A 226-nucleotide genomic window follows, 5' to 3' on the forward strand; every position below is an offset into this window, starting at 1 on the left:
GTTCACCGGGCCGGGGCAGGTCGTTGCGGTACTGCGGCACGGGCAGGTTCTTGCGGTCGGTGCGCACGACGGCGAGGTCGGTGATGGTGTCGGTGGCCAGGACGGTGCCGGGTGAGCGGGCGCCGTCGGCGTAGGCGATGGTGACCTCTCGCTGGGTTCCCACGACGTGCTGGTTGGTGACCACGACGTCCGGGCGCAGGACGACCCCGCTGCCCAGGTCCTGGCC

General features: G+C 72.1%; 1 protein-coding gene. It reads right to left on the bottom strand.

All coding sequences use genetic code 11. The features are described 5' to 3' along the window. The coding region (locus H5411_RS46865) for a trypsin-like peptidase domain-containing protein (RefSeq protein WP_246370578.1) at positions 1 to 226 on the bottom strand (226 nt) is incomplete at both ends.

The organism is Amycolatopsis echigonensis, from assembly GCF_014174495.1.
GTDB lineage: Bacteria > Actinomycetota > Actinomycetes > Mycobacteriales > Pseudonocardiaceae > Amycolatopsis > Amycolatopsis echigonensis.